The sequence below is a fragment of the Hymenobacter cyanobacteriorum genome, from assembly GCF_022631375.1.
GTDB classification, from domain to species: Bacteria; Bacteroidota; Bacteroidia; order Cytophagales; family Hymenobacteraceae; genus Hymenobacter; species Hymenobacter cyanobacteriorum.
This window is the reverse complement of record NZ_JALBGC010000004.1, coordinates 661,272-681,235: the sequence shown is the minus strand read 5'-3', so window position 1 is coordinate 681,235 and position 19,964 is coordinate 661,272. Positions and strand designations below refer to the sequence as shown.

13 protein-coding genes are annotated in these 19,964 nt (G+C 62.1%); 5 read left to right on the top strand and 8 right to left on the bottom strand.

Features of this window, described 5'->3' with window-relative positions; translation table 11 throughout:
- Nucleotides 1-108: 108 nt before the first annotated feature.
- The 5 genes from MON38_RS17070 to bglX all read left to right on the top strand — a co-directional run bounded on the left by MON38_RS17070 (nt 109) and on the right by bglX (nt 10,812).
- Nucleotides 109-3,399, top strand: coding sequence for a TonB-dependent receptor (locus MON38_RS17070; RefSeq protein ID WP_241937358.1), 3,291 nt, complete (start codon nt 109-111; stop codon nt 3,397-3,399).
- 8 nt (nt 3,400-3,407) lie between these two features.
- Entirely contained in the window at nt 3,408-4,955 is a 1,548-nt protein-coding gene (locus MON38_RS17065) for a RagB/SusD family nutrient uptake outer membrane protein (RefSeq protein ID WP_241937357.1), read from the top strand.
- Between the two features lie 141 nt (nt 4,956-5,096).
- Nucleotides 5,097-6,461 (top strand): glucoamylase family protein, encoded by a 1,365-nt coding sequence (locus tag MON38_RS17060; RefSeq protein ID WP_241937356.1) that lies wholly within the window; start codon nt 5,097-5,099, stop codon nt 6,459-6,461.
- 132 nt (nt 6,462-6,593) lie between these two features.
- Nucleotides 6,594-8,354, top strand: a complete 1,761-nt coding sequence (locus tag MON38_RS17055; RefSeq protein WP_241937355.1) for a family 43 glycosylhydrolase — start codon at nt 6,594-6,596, stop codon at nt 8,352-8,354.
- A gap of 145 nt (nt 8,355-8,499) precedes the next feature.
- Nucleotides 8,500-10,812, top strand: a complete 2,313-nt coding sequence (bglX, locus tag MON38_RS17050) for a beta-glucosidase BglX (protein ID WP_241937354.1) — start codon at nt 8,500-8,502, stop codon at nt 10,810-10,812.
- A 152-nt stretch (nt 10,813-10,964) separates the two neighbouring features.
- Here bglX and MON38_RS17045 read toward each other — a convergent pair whose 3' ends face one another.
- The 8 genes from MON38_RS17045 to MON38_RS17010 form a co-directional block, all read right to left on the bottom strand.
- Nucleotides 10,965-11,573, bottom strand: a complete 609-nt coding sequence (locus MON38_RS17045; protein ID WP_241937353.1) for an efflux RND transporter periplasmic adaptor subunit — start codon at nt 11,571-11,573, stop codon at nt 10,965-10,967.
- Nucleotides 11,574-11,697: 124 nt separating this feature from the next.
- The gene (locus tag MON38_RS17040; RefSeq protein WP_241937352.1) at nt 11,698-13,146 is read right to left on the bottom strand and encodes a TIGR04222 domain-containing membrane protein; all 1,449 of its coding nucleotides are present in this window, start codon (nt 13,144-13,146) and stop codon (nt 11,698-11,700) included.
- A 183-nt stretch (nt 13,147-13,329) separates the two neighbouring features.
- Nucleotides 13,330-13,602: a hypothetical protein gene (locus MON38_RS17035; RefSeq protein ID WP_241937351.1), complete on the bottom strand. Its 273-nt coding sequence runs from the start codon at nt 13,600-13,602 to the stop codon at nt 13,330-13,332.
- Nucleotides 13,603-13,836: 234 nt separating this feature from the next.
- Nucleotides 13,837-15,849, bottom strand: a complete 2,013-nt coding sequence (locus tag MON38_RS17030; RefSeq protein ID WP_241937350.1) for an alpha/beta hydrolase family protein — start codon at nt 15,847-15,849, stop codon at nt 13,837-13,839.
- A gap of 164 nt (nt 15,850-16,013) precedes the next feature.
- The gene (gene fbp, locus MON38_RS17025; RefSeq protein ID WP_241937349.1) at nt 16,014-17,021 is read right to left on the bottom strand and encodes a class 1 fructose-bisphosphatase; all 1,008 of its coding nucleotides are present in this window, start codon (nt 17,019-17,021) and stop codon (nt 16,014-16,016) included.
- 148 nt (nt 17,022-17,169) lie between these two features.
- Complete coding sequence (locus MON38_RS17020) at nt 17,170-17,637, bottom strand: nuclear transport factor 2 family protein (protein ID WP_241937348.1); 468 nt, start codon at nt 17,635-17,637, stop codon at nt 17,170-17,172.
- A gap of 58 nt (nt 17,638-17,695) precedes the next feature.
- A complete protein-coding gene (locus tag MON38_RS17015; RefSeq protein ID WP_241937347.1) occupies nt 17,696-19,063 on the bottom strand; it encodes an MFS transporter in 1,368 nt (455 codons plus the stop codon).
- A 175-nt stretch (nt 19,064-19,238) separates the two neighbouring features.
- Nucleotides 19,239-19,898 carry a beta/alpha barrel domain-containing protein gene (locus tag MON38_RS17010; protein WP_241937346.1) on the bottom strand — a complete coding sequence of 220 codons (660 nt, stop codon included), beginning with the start codon at nt 19,896-19,898 and terminating at the stop codon, nt 19,239-19,241.
- Nucleotides 19,899-19,964 lie beyond the last annotated feature (66 nt).

Below are 19,964 nucleotides of genomic sequence, written 5' to 3'. Positions count from 1 at the left end.
CCTCTCTCCATTCCCGCCTATGAAACAACGCCCACAATCGATTCCGGAGTTTCCGGCGGCCGCCTAGCGCGGCCTCATCCGTTCCCTAATTCCCACCAACTCTTTCTTATGACAACTCCCTTACCAACCTCCTGCGTGCCGGGTCGCCTGTGGCGGCTGGCGCTGCTCCTGCTGCTGCTTGCCGGCCCGGGCCTGGCCCAGGCGGCAGCTACGCAGCCGCTGCTGGACCAGCCCATTACCCTACGGGCAACCGATGAGCGCATGGCCACGGTGCTGAGCAAAATCGAAAGCCAGGCCAACGTGCATTTCCAATACAGCCGCCAGCTCATCGGGGCCAGCCGGCGCGTGAGCCTGAACGCCGTGGGCCAGCCCCTGGCCCAGGTGCTGACGCAGCTGCTCGCCCCGCTGCGCATCGACTACCGGGTGATAAACGATGGCATTCTGCTGAAGCCGGCCGTAGCTGCCAGCGCCATTGAGGCGGCTGCCGACCCGACCGTGACCGGCCGCGTGGTGGACGAGAAGGGTGCGGGCCTGCCCGGCGTGAACGTGGTGATTAAGGGCGGTACCAACGGCGCGCAAACTGATATGGACGGCAAGTTCTCGCTGGCGGTGCCGGTGGGCAGCACGCTGGTGTTCAGCTTCGTGGGCTACACGTCGCAGGAAGTGGTGGTGGGCGAGCAGACGACCATCAACGTGGCGCTGGTGCCCGATACCAAGGCGCTGAGCGAAGTGGTGGTGGTGGGCTACGGCACCCAGCGCCGGCAGGATTTGACCGGCGCCGTAGCGCGGGTGGATGCGGCCGAAATTGTGAACCAGCCGGTGCAAACGCCCACTCAGGCCCTGCAGGGCAAGATTGCCGGTGTGCAGATTATCAGCGACGGCACGCCGAACTCGCAGCCGAAAGTGCGGATTCGAGGTACGGGCACGCTGCTGGGCGGGGCTGAGCCGCTGTACGTGGTGGACGGCGTGCAAACCACCGACATCCGCAACCTGAGCAACGCCGACATTGCCTCGATTGACGTGCTGAAGGATGCTTCGGCGGCGGCTATTTACGGCGTGCGCGGGGCTAACGGCGTGATTATCGTGACTACGAAGCAAGGCCGCCTGGGCAAGCCGGTGCTAAGCTACAGCGGCTCGGTGGGCTTCAAGGAAGCCGCGCACTTGGTGAAGATGGCCGACGCCGGCCAGTATGCGAACTATATTAAGGATACGGCGCCGGGCACGGTGCTGCCGTCTTACTCGGGCTCGACGGATTTCTACAACGCCATTCTGCGGCGCGGCACTTTCCAGAACCACAACCTGGCCGTGTCGGGCGCTTCGGAGAACGTGAAATACTACTTCTCGGGCAACCTGCTGGAGGACGACGGCACGGTGATTAACAACAAGTTTCAGCGCCTGACTATTCGCTCGAATACTTCGTTTGCGCTGTCGGACAAGGTCACGATTAGCTCGCAGGCTTCGTACAGCCATGCTAACACGCGCGACGTGAACATTGGCACCGCGTATAACAACGCTTACCGCGCGGCCCCGATTTTCCCGGCCAAGCAGGACGGACTGTATGGCAACACCTCGTCGTTTGGCAACGTGGGCAACCCGGTGCTGGACATTGAGCAGAACGACAACCGCTCGCTCGAAAACCGTCTGCAGGGCAACATCGGGCTCGATGTGCGGCCATTTGCGGGGCTGACGCTGCGCTCGGCTTTCAATGTGGATTTGAACTCCGACAACCGCCGCGTGTACGATTACCAGTACGGCAATGCCGGCCTGACCAACGTGTTTCTGACCAGTGGCGGCAACCAGCGCAACGACTTCAGCAACCTGGCCGTGACGCAGGTGAACGGCTACCGCTACCTCTGGGAAAACACCGCCACCTACCAGCGCACCTTTAATGAGAAGCACAACCTGACGCTGCTGGCCGGCACCGTGACCGAGGAAGGCCTGCGCAACCAGTTTTCGGGCTCGCGCAAGAGCGTGCCCGCCGACCCCAACCTGTGGTACCTGAACACCGGCGACCCCAACACCGCCGTGAACGACGCCACCGCCGCCAAGGACCGCCGCCTCTCGCTGCTGGGCCGCATCAACTACGCCTACGACGGGCGCTATTTGCTGACCACCAACCTGCGCTACGACGGCACGTCGAAATTCAACAGCAGCCAGCGCTGGGGCTTTTTCCCGTCGCTGGGCTTAGGCTGGGTGATTTCGCAGGAAGACTTTCTGCGCGACAACAAGACACTGAGCTTCCTGAAGCTGCGCGCCAGCTACGGCCAGCTCGGCAACGACCAGATTCCGGCCGACGCCTATATCCTGACGGCCGATTCCAACATTCCCTACGTGTTTGATGGCAAGCCCGTGCTGGGCAGCGCCATCCGCCAGATTAAGGACCGCAACGTGCACTGGGAAACCACCACCGAGTACGACGCGGCCGTGGAATTTGGCTTCCTCGAAAACCGCCTGACCGGCGAGGTGACCTACTACGACAAGCGCACGACCAACGCCCTGATTCCGGTGAACATTCCGGCCTTTTTTGGCGACCCCGACGGGCAGTACATCACCAACGCTGCCGATATCACCAACCGCGGCGTGGAAGCGGGCCTGAACTGGCGCGCCGCCATCGGCAACAGCCCCGACTGGAGCTACAACCTGGGCGCCAACGTCACCTTCAATACCAACCGCATTGCCAACCTGAACGGCGGCCAAGCACTGATTGGCGGTTATAACGGCGTGACCAAATCGGACAACGGCGTGGCCGCCGGCAGCTTCTTTTTGCTCGATGCCATTGGCGTGTACCAGAATGCCGAGGACATTAAGAATTCGCCGACGACCGACTTTCCGCACGCCATCGGTGATTTGAAATATGCCGACACCAACGGCGACGGCAAGGTTGATTTGAAAGACCGCGCCTACTACGGCTCGTACCAGCCACCGATTTACTTCGGCATCAACGGCGGGCTGAACTACCGCAACGTGGACTTCTCGTTCACCTTCTCGGGCAACCTGAACAACAAGGTGTACAACGCCAAGAAGCAGGCCCGCAGCAGCAGCCTTAACAACGTGGAGGCCAGCTTTGCCACCGACCGGTTCACGGCTGCCAACCCCTCCAACACCAACCCCAGCGCCCTCAAGGAAGGCATGCCGAACTCGACCTACTTCCTCGAATCGGGTTCCTACCTGCGCCTCACCAACCTGGTGCTGGGCTACACCGTGCCGGTGGCTGCGCTGGAACGCGCGCACCTGGCGTCGGTGCGCATTTATGCGGCGGGCCAGAACCTGTTTACGAGCACCAAATACACGGGCTTTACGCCGGAGCTGTCCGGCGGGCCGCTCGATTCGGGCATCGAGCTCAACACCTACCCCACCAGCCGCACGCTCACGCTGGGTCTGAACGTCAACTTCAAATAAGCACGCCGATGAAACCCTTTACCAACGCCTTCTTCCGCCGGGCCGGCACGGCCGCCCTGGCCGCGTCGCTGGCCCTCGTCAGCGGCTGCAAAGACTACCTCGACGTGCCCCCGCAGGGCCAGCTCAGCGGCGACACCGTGGACCCCGCCACCGCCCAAAAGCTCGTGGATGGGGTATATAACTCCATGTACCAAGGCGGTTTCGGCAACGACGTGCACGGCCTGCAGTTCGTGATTCTGACGGACATTGCCTCCGACGATTCCGACAAAGGCAGCTCGCCGAATGACTACCAGGATGCCTTGAACGTGGACAACTTCACGCTGAACTCGACCAACGGCAACGTGAACAACGTGTGGAAAGGCTACTACCAGGCCATTGCCACCGCCAACCAGGCCCTCGACAAAGTGCCACTGAGCACCGCACCCACCGCCACCAAAAATGACCTTATTGGCCAGGTGCGCTTCCTGCGCGGCTACTTCTACTTCAACCTCGTGCGCCTGTTTGGCGGCGTGCCCAAGCTCGACCGCGTGCCGCTGCCTTCGGAGGCTAACAGCCCCGCCTTCCAGACGCGGGCTTCGGCGGCCGACATCTACAATCTCATCATCAGCGACTTGCAATTTGCGGTGGACAACCTGCCGGTGAAAAGCGCTACCCAAGTGGGCCGCGCCACCAAGGCCGCCGCGCAGGCCATGCTGGCCAAGGTATACCTCTACCAGAAGAACTACCAGAAAGCCTACGACCTAACTAATGAGATTGTAACCGGCAAATCGGGCAGCTACGGCCTGTTCCGGCCCTACGCCGACATCTGGCGCACGGCGGGCGCCAACAGCATCGAGTCGGTTTTTGAGGTGCAGACGGGCGTGAATGCGGCTTGTAATAACTCGGCCATCGAACTGTACGTGGTGAGCCAGGGCCCGCGCTCGGGCGGCAAGGGTGGCTGGGCCGATTTGGGCTTCGGCTTCAACTCCCCGACCCTCGACCTGGCCAATGCCTACGAAACCGGCGACGTGCGCCGCGCCGGCAGCATCATCTTCATTCAGCCCACCGCTCCGGCCGGGCAGCGCTCGACGGGCACGGTGCTCTGGGACGGTTTCCGCATCCCAAGCAAAGACTCGGTGGAGAACTCGCGCTACAGCTACAAGGCCTACCACAGCCGCAAGCAGGAGCCCAACTGTGGCAACAACGACTTCTTGCCCAAGAATATTCGGGTGATGCGCTACGCCGAGGTGCTGCTCATTCATGCCGAAGCCGCGGCCCAGCTCGGCAACGCCGGCGCGGCCCAAACCGACCTGAACCTGGTGCGCGACCGGGCCGGCCTAACGTCCAAGCCCGCCACGGTGGCCAACATCTGGCAGGAGCGCCGGGTGGAGCTGGCCCTGGAGCACGACCGATTCTTCGACCTCGTGCGCCAGGAAAGCGTGACGCCGGGCCGCATCGTACCCATTTTCGCGGCACAGGGCAAGACGTTCACGAAAGGCAAGAACGAGCTATTCCCCATTCCGCAGCCGCAGATTGACCTCAGCGGCGGGCTGCTGACACAGAACCCGGGATATTAAGTTATAGCCCCAGAGTTAATCAAAAATAACGTCATGCTGAGCTTGTCGAAGCATCTCTACCGCAGTAGTAATCAACGCTACAGAGATGCTTCGGCAAGCTCAGCATGACGTTCCATTATTACGACGTTCAAATCCAAACCGATGAACGCAAACCTCCTGCTCCTTGCGCTGCTCCTGCTGCCCGGCTACTGCCAGGCCCAGCCGAAGCCCGCGCCCAAGAAAGCTCCTACTCCCACTGCCAAATTCGACCCGCGCCAGCGCCCCCGCAACCTCACCGACGAGCAGCTGCTGGACTTGGTGCAGAAGCAGACCTTCCGCTATTTCTGGGATTTCGGGCACCCGGTTTCGGGCATGGCACGCGAGCGCAGCAACGTGGCCTACGACTACGGCAACGAGGTGGTGACCACCGGCGGCACGGGCTTCGGCATCATGGCCATTGTGGTGGCCGCCGACCGCAAGTGGATTACCCGCGAGCAGGCGGCCACGCGCCTCTACAAAATGGTGCGCTGGCTGGAGAAAGCCGACTGCTACCACGGCGTGTTCCCGCACTGGCTGAACGGCGAAACCGGCAAGGTCATCAAGTTCGGGGCGAAGGACGACGGCGGCGACATCGTGGAAACCTCCTTCCTGATGGAAGGCCTGATTTGCGCCCGCCAGTACTTCACCGCCGACACGCCGCTGGAGCGCGACCTGCGCAACCACATTGGCTGGATGTGGGACAACGTGGAGTGGAACTGGCAAACCCAGGGCGGCCAAAACGTGCTCTACTGGCACTGGAGCCCCAACAACGGCTGGAGCATGAACCACCAGATTCACGGCTGGAATGAGTGCCTGATAACCTACGTGCTGGCCGCGTCGTCGCCGAAGTACGCCATCGACAAAGCCGTGTACGACCAGGGCTGGGCTGTGGGGCCGGAGTTTAAAAACGGCAAGGAATACTACGGCATCAAGCTGCCGCTGGGGCCGGACTTAGGCGGGCCGCTGTTTTTCACGCACTACTCCTTCCTGGGCCTGAACCCCCACGGCCTCAAAGACCAGTACGCCGACTACTGGCAGCAGAACCAGAACCACACACTCATCAATTACCAGTACTGCGTCGAGAACCCCAAGCACTACAAAGGCTACGGCCCCAACACCTGGGGCCTCACCGCCTCCGACAGCTACCAGGGCTACGCCGCCCACAACCCCAAGGAGGACCTGAGCGTGATTTCGCCCACTGCCGCGCTCTCGGCCTTCCCCTACACGCCGGAGCAGTCGATGCGGGCACTGAAGCATTTCTACTTCGACCTCGGCGATAAAATCTGGGGCGAATACGGTTTTGTCGACGGCTTCAGCGAGGAGCACAACTGGCAGGCCAAATCCTACCTGGCCATCGACCAGGGCCCGATTGTGGGGATGATTGAGAACTACCGGACGGGGCTGCTGTGGAAGCTGTTTATGAGTTCGCCCGATGTGCAGCGCGGGCTGGGCAAGCTCGGGTTTGAGAGTGCGGCGGAGAAGAAGTAATCAACAATTACGCCTGTCATCCTGAGCGGAGCGAAGGACCTTATCACGCCAAAACGACTTGCAGTAATTCCAAATGAAGCGGCCGTGATAAGGTCCTTCGCTCCGCTCAGGATGACAGACGATTTTCCATTCATGCCCCAATTCTTTAGCTTCTTCTGCCTCTTCTCGCTACTCAGCTTCGCCGCCCAGGCGCAGCCGAAAGCCGCCCAAACGCGCCCCACCTACTGCAACCCGCTCAACCTCGACTACGGCTACACGCCCATCCCCAATTTCGCCACCGCCGGCCGGCACCGCGCCACCGCCGACCCGGTCATCACCCGCTACAAGGGCGACTACTACCTCTTCTCCACCAACCAGTGGGGCTACTGGTGGAGCCACGATTTGAGCAGTTGGAAGTTCATCCCGCGCCATTTCCTGCGCCCCGAGCACAAGGTGTATGATGACTTGTGCGCCCCGGCCGTGTTCGTGCTCGGCGATACTCTGCTGGTATACGGCTCGACGCACGAGAAGAATTTCCCCATTTGGATGAGCACCAATCCGAAAGTCGATGACTGGAAGGAGGCCGTGCACAACTTTCAGGTGGGTGCCTGGGACCCGGATTTTTTCCTCGACACCGATGGCAAGCTGTACCTGTATTGGGGCAGCAGCAACAGCCTGCCGCTCTACGGCCAGCAAATCAGCCGCAAAACATTCCAGCCCATCGGCGAGCCCAAAATCATGTTCGGGCTCAATGACAAGCAGTTCGGCTGGCAGCGCTTCGGCGAATATTTGGATAACACCTTCCTCGACCCGTTTATGGAAGGCGCGTGGATGACCAAGCACGGCGGGCGCTACTACCTGCAATACGGCGCGCCCGGCACCGAATTCAGCGGCTACGCCGACGGCGTGCAGGTAGCCGACGCGCCGTTGGGCCCGTTCACGCCGCAACCGCACAACCCGTTTGCCTACAAGCCGGGCGGCTTCGCGCGGGGCGCGGGCCACGGCAACACCTTTCAGGATGCCTGGGACAGCTGGTGGCACGTTTCGACGCTGGTTATCAACGGCAAGAACAACTTCGAGCGGCGCCTGGGGCTGTGGCCGGCCGGCTTCGATGCCGAGGGCACGCTTTACACCAACACCGCTTTTGGCGACTACCCGCACTACCTGCCCACCGGCCCGGCCAACCACCTGCAGCCGCAGTTCACGGGTTGGATGCTGCTGAACTACCAGCGCCCGGTGCAGGTATCGAGCACGCTGGGCGGCCACCTGCCCAACTACGCGGTCGATGAAAACATCAAGACCTACTGGAGCGCCGCCACGGCCCGGCCCGGCGAGTTTATTCAGACCGATTTGGGCAGTGTGAACACCGTACGCGCCATCCAAATCAACTATGCCGACCAAGATGCGGAGTTCCTGGGCAAGTCGCTGGGCGTGTTTCATCAATATAAGCTCTACCACTCGCTGGATGGCAAAACCTGGCAGTTGCTAGTGGATAAAAGCCGCAACAAAACCGACGTACCGCACGACTACATCGAACTGGCCAAGCCGGTAAAAACCCGCTTCATTAAGCTTGAAAACCAGCACATGCCCACCGGCAAATTTGCCATCAGCGGCTTGCGCGTTTTCGGCCTGGGCAGCGGCGCGAAACCGGCGGCGGTGAAGGACTTCGTGGTGTTACGCACCGAGAAGGACCCACGCAGCGCCTGGCTGCGCTGGGCCCCGGTGGATGGCGCCTACGCCTACAATATCTACTTTGGGCTGGCGTCGGACAAGCTCTACTCGTGCATCATGGTGCACAGCGCCAACGACTATACTTTCAAAGGCATGGACAAGGACCGTCCGTACTATTTCACCATCGAAGCTATTAATGAAAACGGCGTTTCGACCCGAACGCCCGTAGTATTAGCGAAGTAATTAACAGAACAATGTAGAGACGCAATACTTTGCGTCTCGTCGTTGAACAACCGCAACTGAGCCGAACTGCGCAACTTAAACAACATCAGCAACGACGAGACGCAAAGTATTGCGTCTCTACATCGTTCAAAGCCCACCCTTCCGCATGAAACAAATTCCCCTTGCCTCGCTCCTCCTCGCGCTTTCCCTCGCTCCCGTTGCTCAGGCCCAGAAAAAACCTGCGCCGGCTGCTTCCGCCACCGATGCCAAGATGAAGCAATACATCGACGGACTGATGGCGAAGATGACAACCGAGGAGAAAATCGGTCAGCTAAACCTGGTATCAGTTGGTTTCGACGTGACCGGGCCGGTGGTGAGCAAGGATGTGGATGCCAACATTCGCAAGGGCCTGGTGGGGGGCGTGTTCAATACCTACACGCCGGTGGCCGTGCGCAAGCTGCAGGAAATGGCCCTGAAGGAGTCGCGGCTGCACATTCCGCTGATGTTTGGGTATGATGTGATTCACGGGCACCGCACCGTTTTCCCGATTGCGCTAGGGCTGGCGGCCAGCTGGGATTTGCAGGCCATTGAGCAAAGCGCCCGCATCGCGGCCGAAGAATCGACCGCCGACGGACTCGACTGGGTGTTTTCGCCGATGGTGGACATTGCCCGCGATGCCCGCTGGGGCCGCATCTCCGAAGGCTCGGGCGAAGACCCTTACCTCGGCTCGCGCATTGCCGAAGCCATGGTGCGCGGCTACCAGGGCCCCGGCAACGACCTCACCCAGCCCAACACCGTAATGGCCTGCCTCAAACACTTCGCCCTCTACGGCGCCGCCGAGGCCGGCCGCGACTACAACACCACCGACATGAGCCGCCAGCGCATGTACAACGAGTACCTGCCGCCCTACAAAGCCGCCATCGATGCCGGCGTGGGCTCGGTGATGTCCTCGTTCAACGACATCAACGGCATTCCGGCCACGGCCAATAAGTGGCTGATGACCGACCTGCTGCGCAAGCAGTGGGGCTTTCAGGGGTTTGTGTGCACCGACTACACGGCCATTCCGGAGATGAAAGAACACGGCATGGGCACCGACGAGCAGGTGGCCGCGCTGGCCCTGAACGCGGGCATCGACCAGGACATGGTCGGCGAGGAATTCCTGAAATACACGGCCAAAAACCTGCAGTCCGGGGCGGTGAGCAAGGCCCAGCTCGACGCCGCCTGCCGCCGCATTCTGGAGGCCAAGTACAAGCTCGGCCTCTTCGCCGACCCCTACCGCAAGGTGAGCGCCGAGCGCGCCAGCAGCACCCTGATGAAGCCCGAATTCATCGCCGCCGCTCGCGACATTGCCCGCCGCAGCATGGTGCTGCTGAAGAATGACCGCAACGCCCTGCCGCTGAAGAAAACCGGCAGCATCGCCCTCATCGGCCCGCTGGCCAACCGCCAGCGCGACGTGATTGGCAGCTGGAGCGGGGCCGGCGACTGGCACCAGGCCGTATCGGTGGAGCAGGGCCTGCGCGCCGCAGCGCCCGGCCTCAAAATCACCTACGCCAAGGGCGCCAACATCGCCGACGACCAGCAGATGCTGGACCGCCTGCAGGCCCACGGCGGCGAGCTCGAAATCGACAAGCGCAGCTCCGAGGAAATGATAAAAGAAGCCGTGCAGGTGGCCCAAAGCGCCGACGTGGTGGTGGCCGTGGTGGGCGAAAGCCAGGGCATGAGCGGCGAGGCCGCCGCCCGCGCCGACATCACGTTGCCCGGCCAGCAGCTGGCCCTGCTGAAGGCCCTGAAAGCCACCGGCAAGCCGCTCGTGCTGGTGCTGATGAATGGTCGCCCGCTGGCCATCAGCTGGGAAAACCAGAACGCCGACGCCATTTTGGAAACGTGGTTTGCGGGCACACAGGCGGGCAATGCTATTGCCGACGTGCTGTTTGGGGCCTACAACCCGAGCGGTAAAATCACGGCCACTTTCCCGCAAGTGGTGGGCCAGGTGCCGCTCTACTACAACCACAAGAACACCGGCCGGCCCTACGGTGGTGTGAAGCTCGACAAGTACAAGTCGCGCTACCTCGACGTAAGCAACGACCCGCTCTACCCCTTCGGCTTCGGCCTGAGCTACACCACGTTCACCTACGGCAAGCCCACGCTCAGCAAAAGCACCATCGGCCCCGCCGAGACCTTAACCGTAAGCGTAACCGTGCAAAACACCGGCAACGTGGACGGCGAGGAAGTGGCCCAGCTCTATCTGCGCGACATGGTGGGTTCCAGCTCGCGCCCGGTTTCGGAGTTAAAAGGCTTCCAGAAGGTGATGCTCAAGAAAGGCGAGAGCAAAACCCTCACTTTCCGCCTCGCGCCGGATGCGCTGAAGTTCTACAACAACGACCTGAAATTCGCAGCCGAGCCCGGGGATTTCCAGGTGATGGTGGGCGGCAACTCGCGCGACGTGCAGATGGTGCCGTTTAAGCTGGTGGCGCAGTAGCATATCTGGCTCATCGGCGGAAAATCAATAAGCAGAACGGTCATGCTGAGCGCAGTCGAAGCATCTCTACCGCAGCAGTAATTGATTTACTATTGCACGCGAGATGCTTCGACAAGCTCAGCATGACCGTTTTTCCGTATTGCCCTCCCGCCCTAGCGTTTCAGCTGCACGCTGGCTGCTTCGCCCAGGCGCAGCGGGGAACGCGAGGGGCAACGAATTTCGAGATTTTTGCCGCCGGTGGTGTCCTCGGCGAGGGCGGCCACGCCGGTGACCACGCGGGTGGGGCGGCTGGTGGCCCACACGCGCACCGAGTCGCCGGGCTGCACGTGGGCGGGGCTGCCGGCGGGCACGGCCACCGGCACCAGCAGGTAGCCTTTGCGCGAGATGCTCGTGACTACAGTGCCGGGCTTCACGTACTCGCCCACCGAAACCTGCCGCGCCCCCAGAAAGCCGTCGTGCGGGGCCGTGACGAAGTTGTAATCGGCCAGCTTGGCGATGATGGTGCCGCGCCGCACGTACTGGCCCGCGTCGAAATACACGTTGCGAATGCGGCCGGGCTTTTTGGCCAGTACCGGCTCGGTGCCGCCCGCGCCCACGCGGCCGGCCAGCACCACCGAAGTTGAGTCGGGAATGATGGCGGCGGGCGCGGGGCCGGCAGCCAGCGCGGCCACTTCGCTGTCCGATTTCACCCACCAGCGGCGGCCCAGCACGCCCACGGCCACCAACACAACGACCACCGCAATCAGCGTAGATTTTTTCATAAAAGCAAAGGCAAGCGCCGGGCAAACTGCGCCGGCGAGGGTGAGCGGCATTGGCAGCCCTCGCTCCTGCTACGCCAATTCGGGGCGCAGGTTCGATGGCACGAAGGTAGCAGGCTGCTTTTGGCTAGCTGCCGCAGCCTCCACAGCCGCCCCCGCCACAACCGCCGCCGCCGCAGCCCGAGCCGCCATCGCCCCCGCTGCTGCTATCCGACGGCGGGGGGGCCAAGTAGGCCGCCAGGGTACTATGCCCCACGTATTTCAGCTCATCGATGCCGAAAATGGCGACGGAAAGCGCCACGACCTGTCCGGAAAACGGCCGTTGTTTACGCTCTCGCCGCACCGCCGCGCCCAGGTTGGGCAGTAGCCGGGCTCCGCTACCGGTGGCCCAGCTGCCATTAGCGCGCAGGTAGCTCCAGGAAGTAACAATCAGCACTACTAGCAGCAGCACCAGAAACTCAACCGGCCGGTACCGGCTCAGGCCCACGAATACTTTTACCAGGCCAAATAACACGAGGCCAACAGCCGTAAGCCGGGGAATGCGGTCGATGCGCTGGCGGGTTTCGGGTGCCAGCAGCAAGCCTTTATCAACCAGTGCCTGGTCTAGCTTGGGAGTTTCGCCAAAGGCAGGCGCCGAAACTCGCTCGCGCAGTGTATCCAGGTCAGTTTCGCCGTTGGCATGCATCAGGTTCCACACGGCCAGTTCGCAGGCATCGGTGGGGGCAGCGGCTTCCGTGCGGCGGATTTTGCGACCGGGCACCAGCTCGGCCTGGCCGTTGTGGACTAGCGCCGCTACCACGCTTTCGGCCAGGCGGCGGCCGTTGTCGGCCAGGCGCACCGCCTCATATGTGCTCAGCCGCTCACCGTCGTACACCTCAGGTGCCCCCACGAGGCGGCGGCTCCACCACACGGCCGCCGGCAGCAGCACCACACACAGCCCGCTGAAGAGCAGCAGAAACTCGGTTCCATACCAGTCAAAAGGGTTGAGCGGAGTGCGGGCGGTGCAGCCCAGCAACAGCAGCACGGCAGCCAGCCCCAGCGCTTCGCGGCGGCCGGGGCAACCCCAGCGCCAGCGCAGGCGCGGCAGCAGCCAGTGCCGTCGCAGGTTCACGCGCCGGAAGTAGGGCGCGTCGCCAAATCGTTGCGTGGCCGGTGGCCAGACATCAGCAGGCGGCAGCGTATCGAAAGCGTCCTGATACGATTGCAGGGTGCGGGCGTACCAGTCGCCAAACTTCCGGCCCTCGGCCGCGCCGCCGCGCGTGGGGCCGTGGTGCAGAGCGAAGCCCAGCACCTGCCCACACAGCTCGTCCCAGTACGAGCGGGTGTACACCAGGTGCAGGTGCCAGGCCTGGTCAACTTCATCGGAAGGCGTGACGGGGTGGTCGCAGGTAGCGGCCAGATATACGAAGCGCTTGTATTCGCGCACCACCCGGCGGGCGAAGGCAGGGCTCCAGCCGTTGTCGCGGGCCAGGCGCTGCGAAAACGGGAGCGCGGCCCCGGTGGCGTCGAGGTCGAAGGCTTCGAGGCGGGCCCACAGGTCGGCGGCGGGGACCGGGCGGGGCGTGGGGGGCAACATGGCGGCTGCGGGCAGTCGGTGGTTTTTCAGTACCGAAAGATAAGGCGGCGCGGGGAGTTGCTAGAGCCAGGTGATGAGCCGTTACCGTCTTTGGGCTCAAAGCACAAAAGCCCCGACTGCTTGCGGTCAGTCGGGGCTTTGCCAAGCGCCCGCAACGGGCGGCAGTCGGCTGGTGCCAGCAGCCTACTTGGGGTCGATGTCGCCGGGAGGCGTGCTGGTGCAGGAACCCAGCTTGTCGCCATGCGCCAGGTGGGCGGGCACCGCGTGGGCATCAACCGTAATTTCGCGGCCTTTGTGGCAGATGAGCACCGCGTCGTGCGAAACATTGGCGCTGGCGGCAACCGCTACGCTGCTTTGCTGGCGGCCAGCCAGGGCCGACTTGCCGGGCAGATTCGTTGAGGCAAAAGCCGCCGCGCTTAGCAGGCAGCAGCCCACAATTGTGAACATGTTTTTCATAACTAACCAGAATGGAAAAGAAGATAATGTTGGCAGCAGTTCCTTCCTGCCGATGAAGGGCAGCCTGAAAATATATTAAACTATTTCAAGCGGCATTCACAAACATAGGCAATAGCCATCGCAAATTCAATTCATTTTTAAGCAAGACTATCAATTAGTTAATTTAATAACTTTAGCAATATTTCATTGCACAGGTAAATTCTCAAATTGATTTTTTATTATATTCACACGCAATTACATTCTTTTAATGACCTTGCCCAGCGCCCGCACCAAATCGGGCACGTCGTAGCAGAGCAGCACGCCGGGCAGCACGTCGGAGTAAACGTCTTTAGTGGTTGGCTGGCTCAGTATTTCCTGCCAGGAAACCGGTAGGATTGGCAGCCGCACCTGCCGCATAACCGGACCTAACCCGGCGGCTAGGTGCAACGCCACCAGCGATGACGACCGCCCCAGCGCATAAACATCCACGGAGCGGCCGCGCGTCGGCCCATCGGTGGCATAGCGCGCCAGCTGCGCGGCATCGGCCATGCGCTGATACAGCAGCGGCAGCCCCAGGTGCAGGCCCTGCAGGGCCGGACGGTACTCGCGGTTGTAGTACTTGGGGTCGAGGGCAGCACCGGGGTCGGCGGTTTCGCCCTGGCCGCGCAGGTCGGCCAGCAGCACCGCATCGTAGTTTTTCAACTGCGCGCGCAGCCAGGCGGTGCTGTCGGCCAGCGTGGCCTTGCCCGCATCGGCGAAGCAGATGAGCACGCGGCCGGTTGCTTTGCGGGCGGCGGGCGCATCGAGCCGCAGCACCGGCAGGGGCAAAAACTGGCCTCTGCGCAGAATGAGCTTCTGGAGCAGCAAGCCGTCGCGGCGCAGCGTGTCGCGGGGCTCCATGCGCAGGGCGTGGCCTTGGTCTTCCCGGGAAAAAAGGACGTCGAAGGCAGCGTTTGTGGGCTGCCAGAATTCCAGCCGCCCCAGTTTTTGGGCGGTGAGCGGAGGGCGAGCAGCCACCAGCCGTTTCGCTTCGGCCTGATAAAACGCCGACAGGTTTTCTTCGTCGGCGAAGCTGGTATTCACCTGCCCGGTGGTTGTGCATTGCAGCTCGCGGGCAGTGGCAACGGGCAGCGGTCCTTCCTGCACGGCAGCGGGGGCCACCTCCCCTTTTAGCCACTTCAGAAAGAAGCGCACTGCTACTTCGCGCTTGGGTTTTGAGATGCCGTGGCCGTCCTCCGCCGTGAATAACTGATGCTGCCGCAACTGCCCCAGCGCCTGATAGATGCTTCCTATTTCGGCGTGGGCAGTTTCGATGCTGTTGAAATCGACGAAGTCGTAGCGGCCGGCCAGCAGCAGCAACGGCTTCGGGGCAAAGGCAATGGGCCAGTCGGCAAGGTCGAGGCGGGCGCGGCCGGCATTGGGCAGCATCACGCAGCCATCGGCGGGGCCGGTAAGCTCCAGGTTGCGCTCGCCGGCTGCTACGTAGCTGCACAGGGCCGCTACTTTCAGGCGGGGCTCGACGGCCAGCAGGTAGGCGGTTTGGGTAGCACCGCCCGAGTTGCCGATGCAGCCGAAACGGGCCGTGTCCACGTCGGGCCGGGTGGCCAGGTAGTCGAGGCCCCGGATATTGTCCCACAGCTCGGCGGCGGGCAGGTTGTGGCCCACCAGCGCGGCCTGGGCGTTCAGCAGGGTGTGTTCGGTAGTGCCGCCACGGGCCAGGGGCTTGCCGGCCGCGTCGGTTAGCTGCATGCGCTCGCCCTGCGAAACGGGGTCGGGCACCAGCACCGCGAAACCGTGCGTGGCAAATAGCATGGCCGTTTGCTGGTAGCTGACGGTGGCTTTGGCCTCGTTCTCGTGGCCGCAGGGCAGCAGCACGGTGGGCCACCGGCCGGCCCCGTTGGGCACGTACAAATTGGCCGTGACGTGGTGCCGCGGTGTGCTTTCGTAAATGATTTTCTCAATGCGAAAGCCCGGCCGGACCAGCTGGTCCACCACCTGCGCCCGCAGCGGCGTGCAGGCCGGCAGCGGCCCCAGCACCCGGCGGCAGCGGGCGCGCACGCTGTCGCGGTAGGCCGCAGCTCCGGCCGCCGACTGCGCAGCGCGGGCCAGCCCGGCGGGACGGCCGGCGTACTGCGCGTGCAGCTGCTGATTGAGGTAGCTGGTGAGGGTGGTATTGGCCTTCCAGTCTAGCACGTTGGTACCGGTTTGGGCGCGGACCTGGGCGGTAGCAGCCAACGCGGCAAGCAGCAACAGGAGGAAGGTTTTCATCAATGGATGTTTTGGTAATTGAATACGTCTGTCATCCTGAGCTAGCGAAGGACCTTATCACGCCTGAACGAGTTGCCGTTACGCAACCGACGCTGCTGTGATAAGGTCCTTCGCAAGCTCAGGATGACAGATGTATTTGAGGACTGCCCATCAAAACCCCACTCCTACCGTGCCGCCACGGCCTGCAACTCCTCCACTAGCTCGGCCGAGCCCACGAAGAGCGGGGCGCGCTGGTGCAGGTCGGCGGTGGGGTGCACATCGAGCACCACGTCGGCCCCGGTCACAGCCACACCGCCGGCCTGCTCGATGATAAAGGCCAGCGGGTAGCCCTCGTACAGCAGCCGCAGCTTGCCGGTGGGCTTGTCGACGGTGGGCGGGTACAGGTAAATACCGCCCGTGAAGAGGTTGCGATGGTAGTCGGCCACCAGCGAGCCCACGTAGCGGGCCGTGAGGCGACGCTCCTTGCAGGTCATCAGAAAGGTGCGCACGAACTCGGGGTAGTCGAACCAGTTGCCTTCGTTGCAACTGAACACGGGTCCCTGGCGCGGAATTTTGATATCGGGGTGCGAGAGGAAGAATTCGCCCAGCGAGTTTTCGTAGGTGAAACCCGCCACGCCGTGCCCGGTGGTGTACACGAGCATGGTGCTGGAGCCGTACAGGATATAGCCCGCGGCCACCTGCGCCCGGCCGCCCTGCAAAAAGTCTTCCGGCCGGGCCGGGCCACCCACCCGCGACACCCGCCGGTAGATGCTGAAAATGGTGCCGATGCTCACGTTTACATCGATGTTGCTGCTGCCATCGAGCGGGTCGATGGCCACCACGTACTTGCCGAACACGTTGCCCGTCTGGATGATGTGCTCGTCTTCTTCCGAAAGCACGGCGCAGGCCTCGCCGCCGTTGGTGAGGGCGCGCACGAAGCGGATGTTGGCCTCCACGTCGAGGCGCTGCTGGTGCTCGCCCTGCACGTTCTTCTCACCCATCGCGCCGGTGATGCGCGAGAGGCCGGCGCGGTTCACCTCGCGGTTCACAATTTTGCCGGCCAGGGCAATGTCGCGCAACAGTTGGCTCAGCTCGCCGGTAGCGTAGGCAAACTCGCTCTGCTTGCGCTTAATGTAGCGCTCGAGCGTGGTGCCCACGGGCGTGGCCAGGGCGTTTTCGTGGGTGGGCGTCATGGGTGAGATTATGCTAGGACGAATCAGAACGTCATGCAGAGCGCAGCGAAGCATCTTGCCCGCCACCACTGATTCTATTGAATGGATTGCGTTGCGCACGCGAGATGCTTCGTCTCTGCTTGATGCGCAGAATGCTCTGCATGACGGGCTAGCTCGCCTGTTTCTGCGACTGCCACAGTACGACCTGCCAGCCTTTCTTCTTGTCCTTCACCTGCACCACCACGTACTTGAGGTGGGCCAGATTGGGCTGCCCGTCCTTGGGCGGCAGGGTGATGAGGATGGTGCCGTTCACGACGGCCGTTTTGCCGTCGTTGTAGGCGCGCACATTCAGAGTTTCCACGTCAATTTTGTCGTATTGGCTTTTGCCGTCGCGAATGGATTGCAGGTACTCCGTCTTGTTGTTCTGCTTGCCATTGGAGTGCGTGTAGATGAGGTCGTCGGCGAAGGCTTTTTCGAGGAAAGCGTAGTCCTTGCTCACCTGGGCGGCGAAGCGCTGGCGCTCCAGGTCTTCCACTTCTTTTTCGGTGGCGTTCATGGGCTTGGCGACGGGAGTTTGAGCGCGGGAGCTGGCGCAGCCGAAGAGTAGCAGCGCAGCAAAAAGCAGCAGGTGTTTCATCTAAATCACGTTAAATAATGGCAGGAAATGGCCCGAAACCGGCGGCCGGCCCGGGGCACTACTCGTCGCCATCGAGTTTGATGGGCTCCATGCGGGGAACGAGCGTGAACATCAGCACCCAGGCCAGCAGATAAGCCGCGCCGCAGATGAAAAACATGATGTAATAGGCCTTATCAATCTGCCCGATGCTCTCAAAATGCACGAACAAGCGCTTCTGCACCAGCGCCGTGAGGGCAATGCCGCCCAACCCACCGGCCATGCCGCCGATGCCCGTAACCGAACCCACCGTGCGCTTCGGAAACATGTCCGACACCGTGGTGAAAATATTGGCGCTCCAGGCTTGGTGGGCCGCCGCCGCAATGCCGATGACCAATACCGCCAGCCACATGTTTAGCTGCCCCAGCCATTGCGCAAACACAATCGGAAACACGCAGCAGGCAATGATGAGCATGGCGCGCTTGCGGGCCTGAAACGCCGGCATGCCCCGCTTAATGAAGCCCAGCGGCAGGTAGCCCCCGCCCACGCTGCCAATGCTCGACAGGATGTAAACCGCCGCCACGGGCAGCGCAATGGCTGTGCCTTTCAAATTGTATTGCTTGCCCAGAAAATCGGGCAGCCAGAACAGGTAAAACCACCACACCGGGTCCGTCAGGAACTTGCCAATCACGAAGGCCCAGGTTTGCCGAAAGCCCAGCAGCGTGGCCCACGAGGCCTTAGGCTTTTCCTCCGTCACGCCCTCGGTGGGCAGGCCCGCCGGAATATCGGCGTTGATGTAGTCGAACTCGGCCTTGGAAAGCCGGGCGTGCTTGGCGGGCGTTTCGTAATACACCATCCAGAGCACCAGCCAGATAAACCCTAATGCACCGGTAATAATGAAAGCCCATTTCCAGCCAATGGTTTCGGCAATGAGCGGCACCGTGAGCGGGGCCACAATGGCCCCCACGTTGGAGCCCGAGTTGAAGATGCCCGTGGCCAGCGCCCGCTCGCGCTGCGGAAACCACTCGGCCGTGGTTTTGATAGCGGCCGGGAAGTTGCCCGCCTCGGTAATGCCCAGAAAGCCGCGTGCAATGCCGAAGCCAAACGTGCTGCTCACCAGCGCGTGGCCCATGGCCGCGATGCTCCACAGCGCCGTCGAAAGCGCGTAGCCCAGCTTGGTACCCAGCTTGTCGATGATGCGGCCCGCCCCCACCATGCCCACCGCGTAAGCCAGCTTGAAGGCGATTTCGATGTTGGCGTAATCGCCCGCGTTCCAGTGAAACTCCGTTTCCAGGTAAGGCTTCAGCAGCGAGATAACGGCCCGGTCGAGGTAGTTAATCGTGGTAGCGAAAAACACCAGCGCGCAGATGGTCCAGCGGAAGCGGCCCATCACGGCATTGGCCGTATCGAGCGGCGAAGCGGGCGGGCTTTGGGTGGCGAGTGGGGTCATCGGGTGGGTGGTTTTAGGCGGAAGTAGGTATTGGGCAGCCAGTTAATCCGGAACGTCATGCTGAGCGAAGCGCAGCGGAGTCGAAGCATCTTGCTCGGGGCAGTAATTCAATCGTGAGGACGATACGAGCGAGATGCTTCAGCTACGCTCAGTATGACGTTATTTTCACTTACAATCAACTCTTTTTCAATTCACTGACAAACCCCATCAACTCGCCAATGCTGGCGGTCAGGGCGTCGGTATCATCAGCATTCTTGAACAACTGCGAGCCCATACCCACGGCATTCACGCCCGCCCCAAACCAAGCCGAAACGCTTTCGCGGGTGGGCTCCACGCCGCCCGTCACCATGAGTTTGATGTGGGGCATGGGACCGCGCAGGGCCTTCACATAATCGGGCCCGACGAGGTTGCCGGGGAAGATTTTCACCACGGCCGCGCCCAGCTCGCTGGCGTTGTAAATCTCGGTGGGCGTCAGCGCGCCGGGCAGCCACGGAATGTCGTGAGCGCGGCACACCTCGGCCACTTCGGCCGTGGCCAGTGGCTGCACTACAAACTCGGCCCCGGCGGCGATAAACTGCTCGGCCTCGGCTGCCTTGTAAATCGTGCCGATGCCCAGTACCATATCGGGGCACTGCGCGGCCACAAACTCCTGCAGCTGCTTGAACACCGTCAGCGCCTGCTCGCCCCGGTTCACGAATTCGAACACACGGATTCCGCCCGCGTAGCAGGCCTGCACGATGCGCTGCGCATAAGCCGCGTCGGCGTGGTAGAATACCGGCACTACCGGGTAGCGCAGCAGCGCGGCAAGAATTTCTGTTTTTGAGCGGTTAGCCATTAGCTGCTAGCTGTTAGCATTTAATTATTGAGAGAAGGCTAACAGCTAATAGCTGCCAGCTAAAAG

Coding starts and splice junctions, on each gene's coding strand:
- MON38_RS17070 (WP_241937358.1), top strand. CDS start 109: ATGACAACTCCCTTACCAACCTCCTGCGTGCCGGGTCGCCTGTGGCGG.
- MON38_RS17065 (WP_241937357.1), top strand. CDS start 3,408: ATGAAACCCTTTACCAACGCCTTCTTCCGCCGGGCCGGCACGGCCGCC.
- MON38_RS17060 (WP_241937356.1), top strand. CDS start 5,097: ATGAACGCAAACCTCCTGCTCCTTGCGCTGCTCCTGCTGCCCGGCTAC.
- MON38_RS17055 (WP_241937355.1), top strand. CDS start 6,594: ATGCCCCAATTCTTTAGCTTCTTCTGCCTCTTCTCGCTACTCAGCTTC.
- bglX (WP_241937354.1), top strand. CDS start 8,500: ATGAAACAAATTCCCCTTGCCTCGCTCCTCCTCGCGCTTTCCCTCGCT.
- MON38_RS17045 (WP_241937353.1), bottom strand. CDS start 11,573: ATGAAAAAATCTACGCTGATTGCGGTGGTCGTTGTGTTGGTGGCCGTG.
- MON38_RS17040 (WP_241937352.1), bottom strand. CDS start 13,146: ATGTTGCCCCCCACGCCCCGCCCGGTCCCCGCCGCCGACCTGTGGGCC.
- MON38_RS17035 (WP_241937351.1), bottom strand. CDS start 13,602: ATGAAAAACATGTTCACAATTGTGGGCTGCTGCCTGCTAAGCGCGGCG.
- MON38_RS17030 (WP_241937350.1), bottom strand. CDS start 15,849: ATGAAAACCTTCCTCCTGTTGCTGCTTGCCGCGTTGGCTGCTACCGCC.
- fbp (WP_241937349.1), bottom strand. CDS start 17,021: ATGACGCCCACCCACGAAAACGCCCTGGCCACGCCCGTGGGCACCACG.
- MON38_RS17020 (WP_241937348.1), bottom strand. CDS start 17,637: ATGAAACACCTGCTGCTTTTTGCTGCGCTGCTACTCTTCGGCTGCGCC.
- MON38_RS17015 (WP_241937347.1), bottom strand. CDS start 19,063: ATGACCCCACTCGCCACCCAAAGCCCGCCCGCTTCGCCGCTCGATACG.
- MON38_RS17010 (WP_241937346.1), bottom strand. CDS start 19,898: ATGGCTAACCGCTCAAAAACAGAAATTCTTGCCGCGCTGCTGCGCTAC.